Source organism: Flavobacterium sp. Flavsp81 (assembly GCF_059491325.1).
Map to the genome: position 1 here is coordinate 2,848,065 of NZ_CP168505.1, position 21,509 is coordinate 2,869,573.

General features: G+C 33.8%; 22 protein-coding genes and 1 pseudogene. 14 read left to right on the forward strand and 9 right to left on the reverse strand.

Annotation, left to right across the window (positions count from 1 at the left end):
- Window positions 1-59: 59 nt before the first annotated feature.
- From ACEN92_RS11975 to purE, 4 genes are all read left to right on the forward strand, one after another.
- The gene (locus ACEN92_RS11975; protein WP_495638596.1) at window positions 60-2,150 is read left to right on the forward strand and encodes a TonB-dependent receptor; all 2,091 of its coding nucleotides are present in this window, start codon (window positions 60-62) and stop codon (window positions 2,148-2,150) included.
- A 28-nt stretch (window positions 2,151-2,178) separates the two neighbouring features.
- Entirely contained in the window at window positions 2,179-2,730 is a 552-nt protein-coding gene (locus tag ACEN92_RS11980) for a HEAT-like fold family protein (protein ID WP_495638597.1), read from the forward strand.
- A 167-nt stretch (window positions 2,731-2,897) separates the two neighbouring features.
- The gene (locus tag ACEN92_RS11985) at window positions 2,898-4,046 is read left to right on the forward strand and encodes a 5-(carboxyamino)imidazole ribonucleotide synthase (protein WP_495638598.1); all 1,149 of its coding nucleotides are present in this window, start codon (window positions 2,898-2,900) and stop codon (window positions 4,044-4,046) included.
- Between the two features lie 68 nt (window positions 4,047-4,114).
- Entirely contained in the window at window positions 4,115-4,600 is a 486-nt protein-coding gene (gene purE, locus ACEN92_RS11990) for a 5-(carboxyamino)imidazole ribonucleotide mutase (RefSeq protein ID WP_007803541.1), read from the forward strand.
- A gap of 186 nt (window positions 4,601-4,786) precedes the next feature.
- On the opposite strand, the gene ACEN92_RS11995 is transcribed toward purE, so the two are convergent.
- On the reverse strand, window positions 4,787-5,455 hold the full coding sequence (locus tag ACEN92_RS11995) for a hypothetical protein (RefSeq protein ID WP_495638599.1): 669 nt from the start codon (window positions 5,453-5,455) through the stop codon (window positions 4,787-4,789).
- 224 nt (window positions 5,456-5,679) lie between these two features.
- Between ACEN92_RS11995 and ACEN92_RS12000 the strand changes: the two genes are divergently transcribed.
- Together ACEN92_RS12000 and ACEN92_RS12005 are read left to right on the forward strand one after the other, a co-directional pair.
- A complete protein-coding gene (locus ACEN92_RS12000) occupies window positions 5,680-7,707 on the forward strand; it encodes a M3 family metallopeptidase (RefSeq protein WP_495638600.1) in 2,028 nt (675 codons plus the stop codon).
- A gap of 144 nt (window positions 7,708-7,851) precedes the next feature.
- Window positions 7,852-8,511, forward strand: a complete 660-nt coding sequence (locus tag ACEN92_RS12005) for a SanA/YdcF family protein (RefSeq protein WP_495638601.1) — start codon at window positions 7,852-7,854, stop codon at window positions 8,509-8,511.
- Between the two features lie 57 nt (window positions 8,512-8,568).
- On the opposite strand, the gene ACEN92_RS12010 is transcribed toward ACEN92_RS12005, so the two are convergent.
- The 5 genes from ACEN92_RS12010 to ACEN92_RS12030 all read right to left on the reverse strand — a co-directional run bounded on the left by ACEN92_RS12010 (window position 8,569) and on the right by ACEN92_RS12030 (window position 11,965).
- Window positions 8,569-9,585 carry a hypothetical protein gene (locus tag ACEN92_RS12010; RefSeq protein ID WP_495638602.1) on the reverse strand — a complete coding sequence of 339 codons (1,017 nt, stop codon included), beginning with the start codon at window positions 9,583-9,585 and terminating at the stop codon, window positions 8,569-8,571.
- 54 nt (window positions 9,586-9,639) lie between these two features.
- Window positions 9,640-10,335, reverse strand: a complete 696-nt coding sequence (locus tag ACEN92_RS12015; RefSeq protein ID WP_495638603.1) for a RhiA family protein — start codon at window positions 10,333-10,335, stop codon at window positions 9,640-9,642.
- A gap of 166 nt (window positions 10,336-10,501) precedes the next feature.
- Window positions 10,502-10,816, reverse strand: coding sequence for a hypothetical protein (locus ACEN92_RS12020; protein WP_495638604.1), 315 nt, complete (start codon window positions 10,814-10,816; stop codon window positions 10,502-10,504).
- A 337-nt stretch (window positions 10,817-11,153) separates the two neighbouring features.
- Window positions 11,154-11,780 carry a helix-turn-helix transcriptional regulator gene (locus tag ACEN92_RS12025; protein ID WP_495638605.1) on the reverse strand — a complete coding sequence of 209 codons (627 nt, stop codon included), beginning with the start codon at window positions 11,778-11,780 and terminating at the stop codon, window positions 11,154-11,156.
- A gap of 53 nt (window positions 11,781-11,833) precedes the next feature.
- Window positions 11,834-11,965 (reverse strand): hypothetical protein, encoded by a 132-nt coding sequence (locus tag ACEN92_RS12030; RefSeq protein WP_495638606.1) that lies wholly within the window; start codon window positions 11,963-11,965, stop codon window positions 11,834-11,836.
- A gap of 377 nt (window positions 11,966-12,342) precedes the next feature.
- Here ACEN92_RS12030 and ACEN92_RS12035 point away from each other — a divergent pair, with 377 nt between their 5' ends.
- From ACEN92_RS12035 to ACEN92_RS12065, 7 genes and pseudogenes are all read left to right on the forward strand, one after another.
- Window positions 12,343-12,846, forward strand: coding sequence for a GbsR/MarR family transcriptional regulator (locus ACEN92_RS12035; RefSeq protein WP_495638607.1), 504 nt, complete (start codon window positions 12,343-12,345; stop codon window positions 12,844-12,846).
- Between the two features lie 55 nt (window positions 12,847-12,901).
- Window positions 12,902-13,186 carry a hypothetical protein gene (locus ACEN92_RS12040; RefSeq protein WP_495638608.1) on the forward strand — a complete coding sequence of 95 codons (285 nt, stop codon included), beginning with the start codon at window positions 12,902-12,904 and terminating at the stop codon, window positions 13,184-13,186.
- On the forward strand, window positions 13,183-13,626 hold the full coding sequence (locus tag ACEN92_RS12045; RefSeq protein WP_495638609.1) for a hypothetical protein: 444 nt from the start codon (window positions 13,183-13,185) through the stop codon (window positions 13,624-13,626). The genes ACEN92_RS12040 and ACEN92_RS12045 overlap by 4 nt, the downstream gene beginning before the upstream one ends.
- Before the next feature lie 2 nt (window positions 13,627-13,628).
- The gene (locus ACEN92_RS12050; RefSeq protein ID WP_495638610.1) at window positions 13,629-13,976 is read left to right on the forward strand and encodes a hypothetical protein; all 348 of its coding nucleotides are present in this window, start codon (window positions 13,629-13,631) and stop codon (window positions 13,974-13,976) included.
- A gap of 18 nt (window positions 13,977-13,994) precedes the next feature.
- Window positions 13,995-14,381 (forward strand): hypothetical protein, encoded by a 387-nt coding sequence (locus tag ACEN92_RS12055; RefSeq protein ID WP_495638611.1) that lies wholly within the window; start codon window positions 13,995-13,997, stop codon window positions 14,379-14,381.
- A 65-nt stretch (window positions 14,382-14,446) separates the two neighbouring features.
- Window positions 14,447-15,357, forward strand: a pseudogene (locus ACEN92_RS12060) (TIGR01777 family oxidoreductase).
- The gene (locus tag ACEN92_RS12065; protein WP_495638612.1) at window positions 15,354-15,815 is read left to right on the forward strand and encodes an SRPBCC family protein; all 462 of its coding nucleotides are present in this window, start codon (window positions 15,354-15,356) and stop codon (window positions 15,813-15,815) included. Before ACEN92_RS12060 ends, ACEN92_RS12065 begins: the two are co-directional and overlap by 4 nt.
- 134 nt (window positions 15,816-15,949) lie before the next feature.
- On the opposite strand, the gene ACEN92_RS12070 is transcribed toward ACEN92_RS12065, so the two are convergent.
- From ACEN92_RS12070 to ACEN92_RS12080, 3 genes are all read right to left on the reverse strand, one after another.
- Entirely contained in the window at window positions 15,950-16,363 is a 414-nt protein-coding gene (locus ACEN92_RS12070) for a DUF1842 domain-containing protein (RefSeq protein WP_495638613.1), read from the reverse strand.
- A gap of 339 nt (window positions 16,364-16,702) precedes the next feature.
- Window positions 16,703-17,236 (reverse strand): AidA/PixA family protein, encoded by a 534-nt coding sequence (locus ACEN92_RS12075; protein WP_495638614.1) that lies wholly within the window; start codon window positions 17,234-17,236, stop codon window positions 16,703-16,705.
- 386 nt (window positions 17,237-17,622) lie between these two features.
- Complete coding sequence (locus ACEN92_RS12080) at window positions 17,623-18,429, reverse strand: UbiA prenyltransferase family protein (protein ID WP_495638615.1); 807 nt, start codon at window positions 18,427-18,429, stop codon at window positions 17,623-17,625.
- A gap of 199 nt (window positions 18,430-18,628) precedes the next feature.
- On the opposite strand from ACEN92_RS12080, the gene gcvP reads away from it, so the two are divergent.
- On the forward strand, window positions 18,629-21,478 hold the full coding sequence (gcvP, locus tag ACEN92_RS12085) for an aminomethyl-transferring glycine dehydrogenase (RefSeq protein WP_495638616.1): 2,850 nt from the start codon (window positions 18,629-18,631) through the stop codon (window positions 21,476-21,478).
- The last annotated feature ends 31 nt before the right edge of the window (window positions 21,479-21,509 follow it).

Below are 21,509 nucleotides of genomic sequence, written 5' to 3' on the forward strand. Positions count from 1 at the left end.
AACCAAAACTATGTCTCTATGTGTTAAAATTTGAGCCAACAGCTAAACCAAATCCTTTTATGCTTTTAAAAAAATATTGCTTTTTTCTTCTTTTAATTATTTTTCAAAACACTTTTGCGCAAGAAAAAAGTAAATCTATTGATACTGTAAAAACAGAAAAGCTGGAAGAAGTTATTATCAGTTCCTTTCATATTAATAAAGATTTACAAAATGCTCCGGCTTCTATTGGCATTTTATCCAAGAAAGATCTGCTGCAAAACAACACTACCGATATTAGCACGGTAATTAATACAATTCCGGGAGTTTTTATGCAGTCAGCAAATTTTACGACAACCCGAATTTCGATTCGCGGAATTGGCGCAAGAACTCCTTATGGCACGAATAAAATCAGGGCATTTTATGGCAGTATTCCGCTGACTTCAGGAAATAGCGAAACAGTGATTGACGATATTGATTTGGAGAATCTCAGCCAGATTGAAATTATCAAAGGACCACTCTCAAGCGTTTATGGCGCAGGATTGGGCGGTGCGATTTTAATTTCTCCACAACTTTCAAAAAAAGAAGGATCAAACGCAGGAATTAGTTCTGTTTTTGGCTCTTATGGTTTATTAAAAAACAGTTTGAATTATAGTTTGAATGAGAAGCAAGCCAGCTTAAATTTAAGTTACCACAAGCTGGAAACAGACGGCTGGAGACAAAACAGTGCTTATAAACGGGAAGGAATTACATTGGCAGGAGAATTGTTTAAGAAGCAAAACAGCAAGCTGACTTATTTTTCGAATTACACATATCTTAAAGCTTTTATTCCAAGCTCGATTAATAAAGCAATGTTTGAAAACAGTCCACAATCCGGTGCACCAACCTGGGTTGCTTCAAAAGGATTTAAAGAATACAAATCGACTTTAGCCGGATTGGCTTATGATTTTAAAATTAATGAAAACCTGAGTAGCTCTACATCGATTTTTATCAATTATAAAGACAGCAACGAACCAAGGCCTTTTGATGTTCTTCGCCAATATACTTTCGCAAGTGGAGCAAGAACTCAGTTTTCAGGAAATTTCGAAATTGGAGAACTGAAGAATCAATTTATTCTCGGAATGGAATATTTTACAGACAGTTACAATGGAAATACTTTTGAAAATTTATACAAACAAAACAACGGACAAGGCAGTTTACAAGGAAATCAACTGACTGAAACGGATCAAAAAAGGCATTTTTACAATATTTTTTCACAAATCAGATCGTTGCTTTCTGAAAAATTCGAACTTCAATTTGGTTTAAATTATAACAAAACACATTTTGAACTGACAAACTTCCTCCCGCAAAAAAATTCAACTGAAAAATACAGTTACGATGGAATTTTTTCGCCACAATTTTCTTTATTATTCAAACCCAATCAGCAAAAAACATTATATTTTTCAGCCAGCCGTGGATTTTCTTTACCGGCTACAGAAGAAACACTTACGAGCAACGGCACCATTAATCCTGATATAAAACCTGAAAGTGGTTATAACTTTGAAGTCGGCGGGAAACTCTATTTTTTCAATAAAAAACTTTATACAGAATTCGCTGTTTACAGAATGGAAATAAAAGATTTATTAGTTGCAAAACGAGTTGGTGATGATCAATATGTTGGTGTGAATGCCGGAAAAACATTTCATGAAGGAATTGAAATTACATTAAAACACAATTGGCAAATCAATAGCTTTTTCACTCTCAGCTCTTACATTGGAGCTTCTGTCGGAAAATATGAGTTCAAAGAATTTATTGATTACGAAAATGATTATTCGGGAAATAAATTAACTGGAGTTCCCTCAAATAAGGTGAATGCAGGTTTGTTTTTAAATACTCGCTTAGGAATTTATTTGAATGCTGATTATCAGTTTGTGGATGAAATTCCGATGAATGATGCCAATTCGATTTACTCTGATTCGTATTCTATTATCAATTTGAAAACAGGTTATCGCTTTGAAATCTTACCCGGTTTAACTACAAATCTTGCTGCCGGAATAAATAATATTGCCAACGAAAAATATGCTTCGTTAATTTTGCCAAATGCGGTTGCTATCGGAAATGCAACTCCAAGATATTATTATCCGGGACTTCCCGTAAATTATTACGGAACTGTTTCTTTAAATTATTTATTTTAGTTTCCCGTAATTAAATAGAATTATAAAGATGCCATCTGAACTGCAAATCAAACTGGATTACGTAAACGCCTACAGGGAAAATCGTCTGAAAGTTGCTCAGGAAGTTTTAGAAAATAAAGATTTATTTGAAGAATTAGCCTCGATTTGTTTTTCGCCGTCAGACAAAAACAACCATAAAGCCTGTTGGATTTTAGAATTTGTATCTTATGAAGAATTGATTTGGCTTCAGCCACATTTGGATTTTTTCTTCTCAAATCTGAAAGTTTTAAAAGATGAAAGTGCCATTCGACCAATTGCAAAAGTTACTCAGCTTTTAGTAAAATCTCATTATAAAAAAGATAGGAATTGCATTTTACTTTCCGAAGAAAATCTTCAGGATTGTATCGAGGCATCCTTTGACTGGTTGATAAATGATGTAAAAGTGGCCACAAAAGCCTATTCCATAAGAACTTTATATCTTTTAGGAAATCATTATGACTGGATTCATCCTGAACTGAAAATTATTCTGGACAAAGATTATGGCGATCATTCGGCAGCATATAAAGCGGTTGCAAAGGAAGTTTTGAAGAAAATAAAATAGCCACAGATTAAAAAGATTTGAATGATTTTTTAAAAAGTTTGCCACGAATTGCGCTAATTTTCTCTAATTATATTGTCTGTAGAGTGAAAGCTTGAAAAAATTCGTGAAATTCGTGAAATTCGTGGCAAAAAAAAGATTAAAAAGTATCTTTGCAAAAACACACAACAATGAATTATTTTTCTTCTGATTTTAAATTAGGAATATTAGGTGGCGGACAATTAGGCAAAATGCTATTATCTGACACCCGAAAATTTGACATTCAAACTTATGTTTTAGATCCAAGTGACGAAGCTCCGAGTAAAATTGCCTGTAATAAATTCTTCAAAGGCGATTTAATGGATTATGAAACGGTTTACAATTTTGGAAAACAAGTTGATGTTTTAACTTTCGAAATTGAATTAGTTAATCTTGAAGCTTTAACGCAATTAGAAAACGAAGGCGTAAAAGTGTACCCGTCCCCAAAAACCTTAAAAGGAATTCAGAATAAAGGAATCCAAAAACAATTTTACGCAGACAATACTATTCCGACAGCACCTTTTGAAAGATTTGAAAATTTAGACCATCTAAAATCTAAAATCAACGATATAAAATTGCCTTTTGTATGGAAATGTACAGAGTTTGGATACGACGGAAATGGCGTAAAAGTGATTCGTCAGACTTCTGATTTAGACAGTTTACCAAATGTAGAATGTATTGCAGAAACGATGATTCCGTTCAAAAATGAACTGGCCGTTATCGTTTGCAGAAATCCGTCTGGAGAAATTAAAACCTATCCGGTTGTTGAAATGGAATTTCACCCGGAAGCCAACCAAGTTGAATATGTAATCTGTCCGGCAAGAATCGACGAAAAAGTAGCCGAAAAAGCCAGAGCAATTGCTTTGAATGTTTCGGAGAAATTTAATCACGTTGGCCTTTTGGCTGTTGAAATGTTCCAAACCAATAACGATGAAATCTTGGTAAACGAAGTCGCTCCCCGCCCACACAATTCGGGTCATTATTCTATCGAAGCAAGTTATACTTCACAATTCGAAAATCATTTACGCGCGATTCTGGATCTTCCTTTAGGAAACACAGACAGCAAAGTTGCCGGAGTTATGGTAAATTTAGTGGGTGCCGAAGGTTTTTCCGGAGATGTAGTGTACGAAAACATCGAAACCATTTTAGGTTGGAATGGTGTTACACCCCATATTTACGGTAAAAAACAAACAAGACCTTTCAGAAAAATGGGTCACGTTACGATTGTAAATGAAGATATGGTTGAGGCGAGACGAATTGCAGAGGAAGTTAAGAATACGATTAAGGTAATTAGTATATAGTTTTCAGTCGCAGTTCACAACCTGAAACCTGAAACAAAACAAACAGTTTTAAACAAACAACAAAACACATGAGCAAAGTAGCCATCATCATGGGAAGTATCTCAGACATGCCAGTCATGCAGGATGCCATCGATATATTAAAACAATTTAATATTGAAGTTGAAGTAGATATTGTTTCAGCACACAGAACGCCGGAAAAATTATTCGATTTCAGTAAAAATGCACATACACGCGGCATTTCGGTTATTATTGCCGGAGCTGGCGGTGCAGCACATTTACCTGGAATGGTAGCTTCGATGTCGCCTCTTCCTGTAATTGGAGTTCCGGTAAAATCAAGCAATTCTATTGATGGCTGGGATTCTGTTTTATCTATTTTGCAAATGCCGGGTGGTGTGCCGGTTGCAACAGTTGCTTTGAACGGAGCAAAAAATGCGGGAATTCTGGCAGCTCAAATTATCGGAAGCCACGATAAAAAAGTATTGGACACTATTATTTCATACAAAGAAGAATTGAAAGCAGCAGTTAATAAAGCTGCCGAAGGATTGAAAAAATAAGATTATTTCGCAGAGATACACCAAGATAAAAACACAAAGATTCACTAAGATTTTTTCACATTTTTTATTGAGGAAAAACTTTGTGAATCTCTTTTATTTCTTAGCGAATCTTTGTGAAAAAACACACCTTAAACAACAAAGGCTTCACGTATTGTGAAGCCTTTTGGTTATAGTTTCATAATAAAGTTATGCCTCATTTTCAATTTCCTCCAATACAGATTCAAATTCATATTCAGTGATATCTTCTTTATTTATCCAGTTTTCTGACGTTACCAGATTATAATTAACATCGTCTTCTGTTGTCAATTCCCAAATAATACTATCGGCTTCAGGAAACGGAACGTTTTGCGACATTTGATCTTCAAATAATCTTTTAATCAGATTTCTGTCAGACAGGCCATTATTCAATAACTTCAAGATACTTTCTGCCGTTAGTTTTTGTACTTCTCCATCAGTTGGTGTCATAGAGAAATGAACAACAGACGCTTTTGCATTTGGAAACTTCCCATTGTAAGCCTTAAAAAGCAATTGATTGACATGAAATAATCTGCCTTGCATATGTATTTCCGGATATTCCTCACAGACTTTATCAATTAACATATTATTCGATATCTGTTCGATTTGTCCGGCACTTAATTCATCTCCCAATTTATATTCTAATACAATTTGTGCAGCTTCGTTAGGTTCGTAATCCGAAATTGCCATTTCTAATAACTCCGGCAAACTGCTTTTCTCGGCTGTAGCCCCATCCGGATAATTGAATCTTTGTAATAGCGTAACTAAATCCTCATCTGACCAATATCCTTCAACTTCATTCACCGTATCGATATTCTTTATTACAACTTGATAATTCATCGTTTTTATTTTTTACAATTATGACTAGCATTTTATAATGCTAAATACTATTTTTTCAATTTACGCTTTTAATATCTCCTACGGCAATAAATAACATATCTATAACACAATTTAAGAGGATTTTATGCCAAGAATCAATTTCATATAACCGATTAAATTTTTATAAATTACTATCTTTGGAATTCAAAATTTTGACTTCAATTAATAAAAAATAGTATATCATAATGAGTGTTTTACTTTCAAAATTCAATACCAAACATAACACAGCACCTTTTTCGCAAATTAAAATCGAAGATTATATTCCATCTTTTCAGGAAGGAATTGCTTTGGCTAAAGCCGAAATTGATGCCATCGTAAACAATCCCGAAGCGCCTACTTTTGAAAATACCGTTGTGGCAATGGATTATGCCGGAGATGTTTTAGATCGTCTTTCGAGTATTTTCTTTAATCTGAACTCGGCAGAAACGAGTGATGAGATGCAGAAAATTGCTCAGGAAGTTTCGCCTTTATTGTCTGAATTCGGAAATGACATTACGTTAAACGCCGCTTTATTTGCAAAGATAAAAGCCGTTTACGAGCAAAAAGAAAAGCTGAACTTAACACCGGAACAAACAACGCTTTTAGATAAAAAATATAAAAGTTTCTCCAGAAACGGAGCCAATTTGCCAGAAGACAAAAAGAATCAATTAAGAGAAATTGATAAGGAATTATCTAAATTAAGCTTACAATTTGGCGAAAATGTTTTGGCAGAAACCAATGTTTTTGAATTGCATTTAACAGATGAAAAAGATTTAGCCGGTTTACCGGAAGGTACAATTGAAGCCGCCAGATTATTAGCTAAAGAAAGAGAAAAAGAAGGCTGGATTTTCACTTTAGATCATCCAAGTTATGTTCCGTTTTTGACTTATGCAGATAATCGCGAATTGCGTAAAAAAATGGCGATTGCTTTTGGCGCAAGATCGTTTCAGAATAACGAATTCGACAATCAGGAGAATGTCCTTAAAATTGCCAAACTTCGTTTTGAAAAAGCCAATTTATTAGGATATAAAACACACGCACATTTTGTTTTGGAAGAAAGAATGGCGCAAAGTCCTGAGAAAGTTTTCTCTTTCCTAAATGATTTACTGGCAAAAGCAAAACCTGCAGCTCAAAAAGAATTTGCCGAATTAACTGCTTTCGCAAAAAAATTAGACGGAATCGAACAATTAGAAAAATGGGACGGTGCTTATTATTCTGAAAAATTAAAACAACAGCTTTTCAACTTAGACGATGAAAAACTGAAGCCTTATTTTCAGTTAGAAAAAGTTTTGGACGGAGCATTTACTGTTGCCCAAAAACTATATGGATTAACATTTACCGAAGTTTTTGACATCGATAAATACCACGAAGAAGTTACTACTTATGAAGTTAGAGATACTGAAAACAATTTAGTTTCCATCTTCTATGCTGATTTCTTCCCAAGAAAAGGAAAACGAAACGGTGCCTGGATGACTTCATTCAAATCACAATATGTAAAAGACGGTGTGAACGAAAGACCACATATTTCGAACGTTTGCAACTTTACAAAACCAACAGAAACAAAGCCATCCTTATTGACTTTTAATGAAGTAACGACTTTATTCCACGAATTTGGCCACGGTTTACATGGAATGCTGGCAAACACAACATATCCTAGTTTATCGGGAACTTCTGTTTTTTGGGATTTTGTAGAATTGCCAAGTCAGATTATGGAAAACTGGTGTTACGAACCGGAAGCTTTGGCTTTGTTTGCGAATCACTACAAAACAGGAGAAATTATTCCGATTGAATACGTTCAGAAAATCAAAGAAAGTGCAAGTTTTCAGGAAGGAATGGCAACGTTGCGCCAGTTGAGTTTTGGACTTTTAGATATGGTATGGCACGGACAAGATCCGACAAGCATTACCGATTTAAAATCTTTTGAAATCGAGCAATTTGCCAATACGCAATTATATCCTGACGTAAAAGAAAACGCTATGAGTACGGCTTTTTCACATATTTTTCAGGGCGGATATTCTTCGGGATATTACAGTTATAAATGGGCGGAAGTCCTGGATGCTGATGCTTTTGAATATTTTCAGGAAAAAGGAATTTTCAATAAGGAAGTAGCAACAAAGTTCAAAGAAAATGTACTTTCAAAAGGAGGAACAGAACACCCAATGATTTTGTACAAACGTTTTAGAGGTCAGGAACCAAAACCGGAAGCTTTATTGAAAAGAGCGGGACTTCTTTAAGATTCTTAAATATTCGACTTCAGATTATTAGATATGGAAACCGAGGTAGAAACGCCTCGGTTTTTTTATTTCAATTGATTAAAACACTACAAATAAATTTAACTATCTTCACAGCTTTCTTACTTTAATCTTACAGAATATAACTTGAAAAAACACTTAAAAATACTCGTTTATCCTTGTCTGATCGGATTAGTGGCTATCATTTCTGTGAATGGATATGTAAAGACCTCAACTAAAGAACACATTCATCATTCATTAAAAAGATTTCCAAAAAATGATATCGGAATTATTTTCGGTGCGGGAATCAGAGGAAACCAACCAACCAAGTATTTAAAAGACCGACTTGACGCCGGAATCTTATTATACAAAGCAAAAAGAATCAATAAAATTTTGCTTTCGGGAGATAACGGCCGTGAAGAATATGATGAATTGACCGTAATGAAAAATTACTGTTTTAATCATGGAGTTGATACAACCAAAATATTCATAGATTATGCTGGTTTTGACACATACTCAACGATGTATCGCGCTAAACATATTTTTAAAATCAAAAAAGCTACTTTAATCTCTCAGGAGTATCATCTAAACAGAGCGATTTATATCGGACAGCAACTTGGAATTAAATCGGTTGGATATTCGGCCAATAAAGGAGAATATGGAAGATATAAATATGTTTGTTTTAGAGAATACGGTTCGATTTTTAAATCTTTTTTGGATGTTTTGAGAAATCGAAAACCTCGTTTTTCAGGAAATCCAATTGACATTAATGGTCAATCAAATTATTCTAAGGAGGATAAACGATAAAAAATCCGAGGTAAAATTTACTTCGGATTTTTTCTTTATACTAATAATTTCAATTAATTATGCCCATTTAATAGTGTAAAGCTCAGCAATATTTTTTGGCCGTGTTTCTTTTCCATCAGCCGTTTCTTTGGTTTTAGAAGTGCTGGTTGTATTTATAATTGTCGTCGAACTTTTATCTCCCATTAAAATAGTCTTATCAACTGAAAATTCTAATCCATGATCGTGTTTAAGAAAAATATCTTGTTCTACAGTACTTACATGATCTCCCTGGATTGTTCCTGTTCCGGATGGTTTTCTATTTGCAGCATCAGGATCAACCTTAGCACCTTTGTTCCATGCTCTGCTGAAATATCCTCGCATATCGATAAGCATAGAATTTCCATTTTGTCCCCTCCCAAATCTATTATTAATCACAGAATTTAATCTGGAATAATCATTACTTAGTTCTGTTGGAGCCTGGCATAAAGACAATTCTTCGGCTGGAGGATTTTCGGTACCAATATATTGTTTGCGTTCTCCTATAATACCTTGCACAATACATGGTAAGTTTTCTAAAGCAATTAAACCCACATTCCCGTATACTTTTGAAACAGTAATCACAATCGATGGCGCCGCTGAACTAATTTTTATCCAAACAGATTTAGACGCCTTATTGACTTTTAATTGTACTTCAACTTCAAAATCTCCTATACCATTTTTCACAATAGTACTGGAATCAATACCATCTGAAAGTGTTATGCTTACATCTCCGGCAATATTTAGATTCAAAATTACTTTAACTGAAACTACTTTTTCCAAAAGCATTTCTTTCCAGCGGGGGAATTCATGAAGAGCTTGTTTAAAAATCATTAAGCTAGTATCTCCGCTTTTCTTAATAATGCAACGTTCTGTATTTTTATCAAAATTAATACTCCCATTTGCTCCCTGATCTTCATAACACCAACCATCAGGAATTCCGTAATTAAATTCAATTTGATTACTGAAATATCTGAAATCATAATTATATACAAGATTTCGTTGTTGCATGGCATACAACTGCTGCTCTATGGATCTGTTATTATCGAATGTTTCCATAAGGTTTTTAATTTTAAAAAAAGAGCCACTTAATATGTGGCCCTTTTAATACTTCTAAAGTTTTCCAGGGGTAACTAACCAGTCTCCTGTAGCTGTCAAAGTAATGGTTACCGCTAAGTTTTTAAAATCACTTAATGCAACTTTTGCAGACTTTCTCGAAATTGTTGCAATATCAGCAAGCTCATAATTTGTAAAAGAACCAGTAGCGATATAAAATGAAAACTTTGGTGTAATTGTATGGTCATCATTTGGAGATGGAGACCAGGTAACTCCTAAAAATCCATTTTGTGTCTGGATACCAAAGCTCATGTTACTATACCACTCTCCATTTTCATTTATCGTCTTGTTAAAATCATTAGACAATATACCAATAGTATTGTCTGGACTTTTTTGACCTTGCACAAGATTCAATTCCGGCCCTTTAGGAGGTGGGATAGTGGAGTATTTCGCTTCCCAAGTTTGTTTTAATTCAGCTTTTCTAATAATACTCGTATCAATTTGTACACCCAGATCTACCGCTTGGTTTGATGCACCAGCTCCCAATGAGTATTGAACAGGAATGACAAACTTATTTGTTCCTCCATAATTTGGCGCTACATTTAGAGTCGCAGATGAATTTGCAAAAACGGCGCTATCTGGCACACCAATTGGTTTTTCTAAAAAACACCAGAAATTTTTTGGATCACTACCTTCATTTTTTAAATAAATAGTATAATTGGTTACGGAATTTAATGCTTCTATACTTAACATAATTTATATTTTTTGGTATTTGTCCCTACTCATAGGCTTTTCGGGTTCCGCCTTGCATTATTTCCTGAATGCGGACAGTTCGATTTTTTAAGTGGTTATTCTTCCACTAAAATGGATTAACATTTTACTTCCCTTGAACTAGTATATCACATAATCCTTAACAATATCAGCTAAACAGATTATTTGCATCTTTTAGTTCTAAACCCGATATTAGACAATGATTTGGATTTCCTGGTATTGGAGCCTTCAAAACCCTTCCGCCTTTTTGTATTATCTTTTCGGCTGTTGATGTACGAGTTCCAAAAGCATGCATTGCCGGATCCATTCCTACCATAATTGCTGCAATATTGTTTGAGCCTTCAATGCTATTTACACTAGCATCTAATAATCGACCATGTTGGTCTACTTCTTCACTGGAAAAAGGTTTATGATTGGCATTTTTTAAGCCTCTAATTACGGTTCCTTTTTTAATATCTGCCATAATAATTCGTTTAATACTATTATAAGCTTCATGCTTACAAAGTTTTTACTAGCCACTAGACTCTCTAGTTGTTTTTAGCTATAATATCGAATAGATTTTTTAAACAAACTGTATCAATCAAACTGTACTTCTATTTTTTTGGAATAAAAATCCCATTTACATTGTTGAAAAGATTATTTTTTTCTACTCATGATTTAGTCATTTCCTAATCTGCAGTATCAGTCCATGATTTTTTTAGGTTTCAATTTGTACAAATTCCTGAATTCTAATAAATCAAAATTATAAGTTTATTCCTTCTTCATCTTGTACAGAATAAGCTACTTTTTATCAATTTGAATCATAGTTGTTTTCTTAATAAATCAACAAAAGGAAATAAAATGAAAGTATCCCTATATTTACTGGGAGAGCAGTCAAAACTTTGTTTGAAGGCATGAGAAAAATGGGCGGTATCAAAAAAACCTGCAAGAGATGCTGCTTCAGTAATTGATTTTTTTTCTAGTATTAGTAGCTCTGTAGCGTATTGAAGTCTTATATCACGTATCAGTCGTATGGCAGGGAATCCAAATAATGATTTCGTTTTTCGATTAAGATTTGATGAACTCATAAAAAGTTTATTGGATAAAATCTCAATAGAGAAAGCTTCGTTATCAAGATTATCAATGACAATAACCAGCAACTTTGCCAACCATATATATTCACTTTTTAATTGAATGAGTTTATTAAAGCATTTATTGCTTAAAGGAATTTTCCAATCATCTGGTTTAAATCCCGTAATTAATACATTTTGGCGATATACAGATGGGGAAACACCAAACTCTTGCTTGAATTTACGGCTAAAATTAGTTATGCCACTAAAACCGCAATGAAGAGCCGTTTCTTCGATGGAAAACTTATTTGCTTCCAAAATTTGCTTTGCCAGCTCCATCCTATAATGCAAAATGAGTTTCCCGGGTGAGAAACTCATTTGGTTTTGTATTTTCCGATTAAGTTGAGCTTTACTGATTTTTAATTGATCAGCTAGTTGTGAAACACCAAATGAAAGGTCTGTTTTTTTTCTTGTATAATTGCATCAATTTGCTTTAAAAAATCTGCATCAGAAAAATAGCCGCCTAAATTAAACATATTTTTTTCGCTTTCGAATTCTTTCATAATTAGTAGGTTTTTGGAGCAATAATTATAAAGAGAGATCTACAAAAGCTGAAAGTTTCATTAAAAAGCTTCTCTAAAAAATTTAGATATATCTTAATAAAAACCTTTGCTATGTATTTCTTATCTATCTCAAAAATAATATTAATCCAGTTTTTTTTGGTAGAAAAATGCTACAAAACAGACATAAACGGGTATAAGAAGCCGCTTAAAATGTTGCAAGATTTGCCGATAATTTAATAAAAGCCCATATTGCTATTTTTCATAAACAAACTTTCATTTATTTTTGAAAGTTTAAAAACTTTTACTTACATTTGCTTCATGACAATGAGCATTTATGCGATTTGCATTTGACCGTTTGAAAACAATAAAATCGACAAATGAAATTCAAAGAAGCAAAAAATAAGTTTGTACAAACCTGGGGAGCCTTAGGTTCTCAATGGGGAATTAATAAAACCATGGCACAAATTCATGCTTTGTTAATGATCTCGAACGAAGCTGTTTCGATGGAAGACATTATGGAGGAATTGCAGATTTCGCGTGGAAATACCAGCATGAATTTAAAAGCTTTAATGGATTGGGGAATTGTATATAAAGAATACAAAGCCGGAGAACGAAGAGAGTTTTTTACTGCCGAAAAAGATCTGGACGAATTAGCGGTAAAGATTGCCCGGGAAAGAAGCAAAAGAGAAATTAAACCTGCTCTCAAAATATTGAAAGAAGTTTCTACAATTGACGCGAGTAATTCGGCTGAAGAAAAACATTTTGTAGATCAGACTTCTAAACTGTATGATTTTGTTTTAAAGGCAGATAATATGTTAGACAAAATGACAGAATTTAATGAAAACTGGTTGGGACGTTTGGTTTTAAAAATCATGAAGTAAAAAAATTTAATCAAAACTTTCATTTTTTTCTGAAAGTTTAAAATAATCAATAACTATGAAAACATCTTTTAAAATAGTCGAAATCATAAATATCATTGCATTACTATTTCTATTACTTGGAGGATACGGATTAGCCATTACAGGAACATTACAGGTTATAGCTGCCATTTTCTTCTTGACAATCTTTCCAAAAAACAAATTAATTTATGTTTATTTCGGGTTGGTAATTCTCTTCTTTCTAATTTGGGATCGTCAAAGTATGGACTGGTTATTTGCATTACCAATAGCATTAATATTTTTTTTAACCTTCATTATTTACAATCAAAAAAAGAAATCATGAACATGACTATACCAAATTGGCTAATAATTCTAAGTGGAATTGGTCAAATATTTACAGCTCTTATCTATCCTTATATCCGTCACAATGTTTTTGACTGGTACAATGATGTAAAACAACTTAAACCTCTAAATCAGGAAATCGCCAAAACCTACGGAAGATATATTCAGGGATTAAATTTTTGTTTTGGATTAATAGCCATTGTTTTTACAACTGAATTAAAAGAACAATCTGCCTTGGCTGTTGCTTTGACCGGATTAATCGCTTTGTATTGGGTTGGCAAAGTTGCCACTCAAATAGCCTATTATCCAATGTACCAGATTCCGCAAAAATTGATATTTAAAGTTGGCAGCTATTGTATGAATGCTCTTTTTGTACTTTTTGCTTTAATTAATACTGCATTGTTTCTTTACAATTTAACCGGTCATTATAAATTATTATAATCATGAACCTCAACATCCCCGGGTATTTCATTTATCTCAGCATTACGATTTTTATTATTCTGAAAGTTGGAAAAGTATGCTACAACAACGGAAATATTTATGTCGCAGAATTAATTCCAAACCATGCAGACATCTGTCAAATAATCAATCAGGTTTTGCTTTTGGGATATTATCTTCTAAATATTGGCTATTGTGCGATGACTTTGATTTCCTGGCAGGAAATAGTATCGTTCCCACAATTGACCGAAATCATCTGCGAAAAAACGGCTGTCATTATTTTTATTATATCAGTATTGCATTATCTCAATATTATAATTATAACAAAATACATTCATAAATTAATTAAATAACAACAAAAATCAAATATCATGGAAACTACAAAAATCTTAATCGGTTACGGCATCTATTTACCAATCGCTTTATTCCTGACTTACTATGTTTCTAAAACACTTTTCAAAAACGGAAAAATATTTATGCTCGACATTTTTAAAGGAAGGGAAGATATTGCCGAGGCCACAAACAGACTTTTCGAAACCGGATTTTATCTTTTAAATATTGGTTTTGCCTTAATGATTCTGGAAATGAATTTATATGACAACAATTATCAGGAATTAATTGAGAAACTGAGCTACAAAATCGGCGGGTTTTCTATTTATCTTGGCATGATGTTATTCTTCAATTTATATTTCTTTTTTAGAGGAAAAAGAAAAGCGAAAGAAACGCAACAGGAAGAAAGATTGGTTTTTAAAGCGTAATTATGTACTCCAGAAACCTGGCAGGTTTTAAGAAACTGTCAGGTTAAAACCTCAACCCACATACAATGAAAAAACTCATCATCGCAGCCGGAACCGGATTCTTAGGAAAGGTTTTAGTCAATCATTTCAAAGATAAATTTGAAGAGATTGTAATTCTGACAAGAGGAAAATCTCAAACAATTGACGAAATAAAATATGTAAACTGGAATGCCAAAAATTTCTCTGGTTGGGAAAATGAACTCGAAAATGCAACCATTCTAATTAATCTTGCAGGAAAATCTGTTGATTGCCGTTATACAGAAAAGAATAAAAAAGAAATTTTATCGTCCAGAATTGAGAGCACAAAGATTTTGAATAAAGCGGTTTTAAATTGTAAAAATCCACCAAAACACTGGCTGAATTCATCAACGGCAACTATTTATCGTTTTTCTTTGGACAAACAAATGGACGAAGTTAATGGTGAAATTGGAAATGACTTTTCGATAAATGTGGCGCTTTCATGGGAAAAGGCATTTTTTAAAACTGAAACTCCAACTACTTTAAAACAGCTTTGCGAACTTCAATTGTTTTAGGTAAAAATGGCGGTGCTTTTATTCCGTTGAAGACTTTGGCCCAAACTGGCTTTGGTGGAAAACAAGGAAAAGGAAATCAATTTGTAAGCTGGATCCACGAAGAAGATTTTGCGAATGCGGTTGATTTTATTATCGAAAAGGAAATGACCGGAGTTATAAATGTTGTTTCTCCCGAACCAATTCCGAACTCAGATTTTATGATGAAACTACGAAAAGCAGTTGCCTTTCCTTTTGGAATTCCGATGAATCAATTCTTATTGGAAATTGGATCTTTCTTCATTCAAACAGAAACCGAATTGGTTTTGAAAAGTAGAAATGTAATTCCGAAAAGACTTTTAGAAAACGGTTTTAAGTTTAAATTTGACAATATTGATAATGTTTTTAAAAATTTATTAAGCAAATGACAACCATAAACCTCACCACAAAAATAAACGCATCGCAAAAAACTGTTTTTGATGCCTCAAGAAATATCGACATTCACCAACAATCAGCCAGTAAATCAAATGAAGTGGCAATTGCCGGTGTGACATCAGGACTAATCAATTTAAACGAGACCGTAACCTGGCGCGGAAAACATTTTGGGTTTTATCTTACCCATAAAAGCCGAATTACAGCAATGGATCTGTATGACTATTTTGTGGATGAAATGGAAGAAGGAAAATTCAAAGCCTTCAAACACGAACATTTTTTTGAAGAAAAAAACGGAGTTATCATAATGACAGATAAACTGCAATATGACACTCCGTTTGGCATTATTGGAAAATTATTCGATACTTTGTTTTTAAAAAATCATATGATCCATTTTCTTCTGGAAAGAAATAAAATTCTTAAAGAAGTTTCTGAAAACAATACAATCATATGATAATAAAATTGCTTTAGAGAAGCATTTAACAAAAAAAGATCATCTTGTACAGATGATCTTCCTAAATAAACAAACTCTTATTTTTTATTTATAACTCTATTCCCCAAAATAGAATTTCAATTAAGAATTTTACTTTATACTAATTCTTCCTGCAAATTTTTTGCTGCAGCAACCGGTACATTTTCAACTTGGTGTTGGTAATAAGAAAAACCTCCAGTCCCGTTCCATGCATTGTCGATTGCTAAATGAGCATCAAAATTAGCTAAAAAAGCACCAATTGCCGGTGGAGGGAAAGACTGAACATATTCACCTTGAAGACTAACTACTTTTGTGTATTGTCCAAATCCGGTTGCATATATTTTTCCTTTTACCTGAACAACTATATGACTATCCGGACCGTTTACGGCTTGTGTAATTACAACTGTACCTGATACAGAATTTTGTGATGGTACAACTACTAAGCTAAAATTTGCGATTGGAGCACCTGGCATTCCAACATTTCCGATTGTGCCTTTTGCTAAATAAGCTCCTGCTAATAAATTTTCCATGGTTGTGTTTTTTGTTTTTTTTCTTACTCGTAAGGCTTTTCAGAACCGCCTCGTTTTTTTAAGTGGGTTCTGCTCCACTCATTTTACTTACCATTCTATCTCTAAATAGAAACAGTATTTATTTTCTATACCAAAACTATATCAGATATTTAGCTTTAAATGAAAAAATGTTATGAAATGGAAATTCTTAGTTATGAAAGAGGCAAAAATGTTACAGCAATAGTATTATGATTATTGTTGACGAATGGAAGAAATAAGATTCAAAACTTTCAAACCCAAAACAATTAAGGCTATTCAAAAAATGAATAGCCCCATTATTATACAAATTGTCTGTTAAAATTAATTAACGTTAATGAAAGGGTCCCACATAAAATAACCAATAATAGCTCCGTTAGAATTATTTACCAAAGTAAAAGATAAAGTATATTGAATTTGTAAGCCAATTTTTAAAATTGTTCCAGATACTGTACTAACCTGATTTACAAATTTTGTTGGAGTGGTGGCTGGTGGATTACCAGTAGCTAAAAAAGCATAAGCTTGCCCTGAAGCATATGACAAAGGCGTATTAATAGATGCTGCCGGATTAAAATTTCCAGAATACAAATAAGGAGTTTGATCAAAATTATTATCAAATGTTGTTATTGCCCACTCTACAGTATCTCCGCCATTAGCAGAAATTTGCAACTCTGATTGTCCTTCAGTTCCATTAGATACTGAGCTATTAGGAGCAATCATGGAAATATAAACATTAGATGACGAATAAGATCCTAAATTAGTTGGTGATTGTAGCGTTCCTGCACTAAGTTTGCCATCAGCTACTTGTGAAGCAAGTGAAGCTCCATCTACTGCAATTAAAATATTAATTGTTGCCATGATATTATTTTTAATTTATTCCTACTCATAAGGCTTTTCAGATCCGCCTTCGCTTTTTACTGTGCGAAACAGTTCGTTTTTTTTAAGTGGGTTCTGCTCCACCTTTTTTTATTTGCTGTTTTAACTAAAGTTCCAGAATTAGTGTTTACAAAAAACACATAAAGACCTGAAAATCAAATTAAACAAATTGAAAATAAATATTGCTAGCTTTTATTTCTGATTCAAATTTATATCAGAGTTAAAAAAAATATGAGAAAAATGTTACAAGACAAGGATTCTTGGTTATAAGAAAGGAAAAAAAGAGTCTATTTGAAAATTAACTTATTAAAAAGAAGGAAAAATCAACACTTTAAGTAATATCAAAAAAATGGTAGTGAATAATCTAATTACAAAAAAACAATCATCAGCCACCAAAGAATCGGTACACTTTCGACCCAAAAAGAAGTATAATATTTAGATCGGTTTGGATTGGCAAACAATATAAATAACATCAGCATGATCACCATAATAAGATTAATGATGAGTTCATGAAGACTAAAAGTCAATATACCCACAATCCAAAACGGAACCAGAAGTGCAAACCCTAAAATTTTAGTACGCTTTACGCCGATAGTTTGCGGAACAGTTTGCAAATGTGGATCATCATTGGCCAAATCAATAATTTCGAAAACCAAAATCAATACAAAAACCAACACAAAACGTTGAATACATTTGATAAAAAAATTAGCTGTAAATGGAATTTCAGCATTTATTACAGGTAAAACCAAAGTCGCTCCTACCCAGCAAAGGGCCACGATATAAATTTTCACTCCTGCCCAGTTTCTGGCATTTCTACGATTTGGAAAAAACGGAAGTGTATAAAGTGCCGTTATGGCAAAAATTGCAACAGATACAATTTGGGTAATTCGTTTAAGATGGAAAAAATAATAACCAACCAAAATCACGGAAATAAAACTTAAAACAGCAATAATTTTTAACTGATTCCCAATCGGATTTTTTTTCACCCGAACCAGGGCATCATATTTAACAAAATTATACCCCACAATTGTTCCGAAAAAAACAAATAACGCCATCTGTTCATCATACTGAATATGAAATACATGAAACGTAATCCGTACTAAAGCATAACACGATAAAGCCACGTGGATACTGCTATTTAGGTAAAAATTGAATATCTGTTTCAATAGTTTCATCACTTAAATCTAATCAATTGTTAACAAATCAACTCATTAGTTGAAAAATTCATAAAAATTGAAGTTAAAAATACCCATTAAATTATTAATAATACTTAATTTTGCGCCACAAAAAAACAACACATTTACTATAAAATGTAATAAACCTGGTATACTTACTTTGCAAATTACATTCTTTTTAAAAAATAGATAGCTACAAATGAAAACAGATGCTTTTGCTTTAAGACACATTGGCCCAAGAGAAACAGATCTTCAACACATGTTAAAGACTATTGGAGTGGAATCGATTGAACAACTTGTTTATGAAACCCTTCCGGATGATATTCGTTTAAAAGCACCTTTAAACTTAGATCCCGCAATGACAGAATATGAGTTTGCCAACCATATTCAGGAACTGGGAAATAAAAATAAAGTATTCAAATCCTATATTGGTTTGGGTTATCATCCAACTATCGTTCCGGCTCCAATTCAAAGAAATATCTTCGAAAATCCAGGATGGTATACAGCTTACACACCTTATCAGGCAGAAATTGCTCAAGGTCGTCTCGAAGCTATTTTAAACTTCCAAACTACTGTTATTGAGTTAACGGGAATGGAAATTGCAAATGCTTCTTTACTTGACGAAGGTACAGCCGCTGCTGAAGCTATGGCTTTATTATTTGACGTTCGTACACGTGATCAAAAGAAAAACAATACAAACAAATTCTTCGTTTCTGAAGAAATTTTACCGCAAACTTTATCGATCCTGCAAACACGTTCAACTCCGGTTGGAATTGAATTAGTTGTCGGAAACCACGAAACCTTCGATTTTTCAAATGAGTTCTTCGGAGCCATTTTACAATATCCGGGAAAATATGGTCAGGTAAACGATTATACTGCTTTTGTTGCTAAAGCAAAAGAAAACGAAATCAAAGTAGCTTTTGCTGCCGATATTTTATCATTAGCTACCTTAACGTCTCCGGGAGAAATGGGAGCTGCAGTAGTTGTTGGAACGACTCAGCGTTTTGGTGTACCAATGGGTTATGGTGGTCCTCACGCTGCATTTTTTGCTACAAAAGACGAATACAAACGCTCTATGCCAGGTCGTATCATTGGAGTTTCTATCGATGTAAACGGAAATCGCGCTTTACGTATGGCATTAGGAACTCGTGAGCAGCACATTAAACGTGAAAAAGCAACTTCAAATATTTGTACTGCTCAGGTTTTATTAGCGGTTATGGCCGGCATGTATGCTGTTTACCACGGGCCAAAAGGATTACAATACATTGCAAATAAAGTTCACGCATCGGCGGTTACTGCTGCTGAAGCTTTAAATAAATTAGGCGTTTACCAAACCAACACGGCTTACTTTGATACTATTTTGTTAAAAGCAGATGCTCAAAAAGTAAAAGCAGTAGCAGAGAAAAACGAAGTAAACTTTTTCTATGTTGATGCCGATACCATTTCGATATCATTCAACGAAACAACTTCAATTGGCGATATCAACCAAATTATTGCCATTTTTGCCGAAGCTTTAGGAAAAGAAACTTTTACCGTTTCTGAATTAACTACTGCAAGTCAATTACCAGCTTCATTAGAAAGAACGTCGCCTTTCTTAACGCATGATGTATTCAACAATCATCATTCAGAAAGTCAGATAATGCGTTACATCAAAAAATTAGAGCGTAAAGATTTATCGTTGAATCATTCGATGATTTCATTAGGTTCTTGTACGATGAAATTAAACGCAGCTTCTGAAATGCTGCCTTTATCAATGCCAAACTGGAACAGCATTCACCCTTTTGCACCAGTTGAGCAAGCTGAAGGTTATATCACAATGCTTAAAAAACTAGAGGAGCAATTAAATGTAATTACGGGATTTGCCGGGACAACATTACAGCCTAACTCAGGAGCTCAGGGAGAATATGCTGGTTTAATGGCTATTCGTGCTTACCATTTGTCAAGAAACGAAGGTCATCGTAATGTATGTTTAATTCCTTCATCTGCTCACGGAACCAATCCTGCTTCTGCAGCAATGGCCGGAATGAAAATCATCGTTACTAAAACTACTCCGGAAGGAAACATTGATGTAGAAGATTTGAGAGAAAAAGCTATTGAACATAAAGACGATTTATCTTGTTTAATGGTAACGTATCCATCTACCCACGGAGTTTTTGAATCTTCAATTATTGAAATCACGAAACTAATCCACGACAATGGCGGATTAGTATATATGGATGGTGCCAATATGAACGCGCAAGTTGGATTAACAAATCCTGCTACAATTGGTGCTGACGTTTGTCACTTAAACTTACACAAAACATTTGCTATTCCTCACGGTGGTGGCGGACCTGGAGTTGGACCAATTTGTGTGAACGAAAAACTGGTTCCGTTTTTGCCAACAAACCCAATCCTAAAAGTAGGCGGTGAACAAGCGATTACAGCTATTTCATCTGCACCTTACGGATCAGCTTTAGTATGTTTAATCTCTTATGGTTACATCACCATGATGGGTGCCGAAGGATTAAAAAGTGCTACAGAACATGCTATTTTGAATGCTAATTATATGAAAGCCCGTTTCGAAGGACACTATCCAATTCTTTATACCGGAGAATGCGGAAGAGCGGCTCACGAAATGATTTTAGATTGTCGTGCATTTAAAGAAAACGGCATTGAAGTAGGTGATATCGCGAAGCGTTTGATGGATTATGGTTTCCATGCTCCTACTGTTTCCTTCCCTGTAGCAGGAACTTTAATGATCGAACCAACTGAATCTGAAGATTTAGCAGAATTAGATCGTTTTTGTGATGCTCTTATTTCAATTAGAAAAGAGATTGAAGCTGCTACAGCTGATGACAAAAATAATGTATTAAAAAATGCGCCTCACACATTGGCAATGTTAACTACTGACAACTGGGATTTCCCTTACTCAAGAGAAAAGGCAGCTTACCCATTAGAGTATATTGCTGAAAATAAATTCTGGCCATCTGTTCGTCGTGTAGATGACGCTTATGGTGACAGAAATTTAATTTGCAGCTGTGCTCCTATTGAAGCTTACATGGAAAACTAAAAATAAGTTTTATATAACATTAACCCCGACA